This is a genomic window from Leptospira gomenensis (assembly GCF_004770155.1).
In the GTDB taxonomy this organism is placed as follows: domain Bacteria; phylum Spirochaetota; class Leptospiria; order Leptospirales; family Leptospiraceae; genus Leptospira; species Leptospira gomenensis.
The window spans coordinates 1-944 of record NZ_RQFA01000051.1; the positions used below are offsets into that span (position 1 = coordinate 1).

Annotated in this window: 1 protein-coding gene; it reads left to right on the forward strand. The window is 51.2% G+C overall.

The window, feature by feature from the left end; all coding sequences use genetic code 11:
• Positions 1-348: 348 nt before the first annotated feature.
• The coding region (locus EHQ17_RS12565) for a DUF1564 family protein (protein ID WP_135736190.1) at positions 349-944 on the forward strand (596 nt) is incomplete at its 3' end.

The window sequence follows — 944 nt, forward strand, 5'->3', positions numbered from 1 at the left end:
TCGGCTCTGGTTGGCCCTTGGGTTTTGCCGATTCGAAATTCGTGATTTTCGATCTTCAATTGGTAAGTTTGAGATCTTGGTTGTTTCAATGTCGCTCCGCTGGATTCGACTTGACTCGATTTGATTTGATTCGATTTGATTTGATTCGACTTAGCTCGACTTGTGACTTGACTTGATTCGATCTGATTCGACTTAAGTTGACGTAGCTCAATCCTACCTGGCTTGACGCAGCTGACCCGACTCAGCTCGAACCGAACCAGAATATTTTCTCTGATTACAACGCAAATGTTCGCGAATTTTTTTCATCGGAAGCGTGACATTCGTGCAAGCCGTGCAACCGAGTGTGGTATGGGATATTTACTGCTCAACAACGAAGAAGAAATTTCCTCTCGTTTACAAAATGACAGAAAGGAAACGGTGACCTTGCTCGTTCCGGAAGAAACCTGGCTTCGGTATAGAGAGCGATATGGGGAGGCTGCCGCACGTCGTCTTCCGAAGAAAATTCCTGAGTTGTTGCGAACCTACGCCAAGTTTTTGACCGCGACCAAACGTTTGGGCAAGAAAGCGGGAACGACGTTGTATCAGCCTTCTACCTCTATCTCTGCTTTAGCGTCTGCGGCGGCCGCGGACCGTCGTCGAACTTCGTTTGGTTCTGAGGCGCCGGAAGAGGGAGCGAAGGATGCGCCACCTAACAATGACCAGGCGGTTGGCGATTCCGCGGATGACGTCAGTCCAGGGGTTCGTGCACTTCGGACGGAGCGAAACGGATTGTGGGGGGAGCAGAATTGGAATTTGTCGGGAGATCAGAATTCGCTGGAAGATCAGGACCCGGCGAAGGGGCAAGAGTCGATGTCGTCGTCGGAGTCCGGCGGCGCTTCTGGCACTCGCGCTGCGGGGCAGCGATCTGCGGAAAAGAAAACAATGAGACGAATCAATGTTCGGTT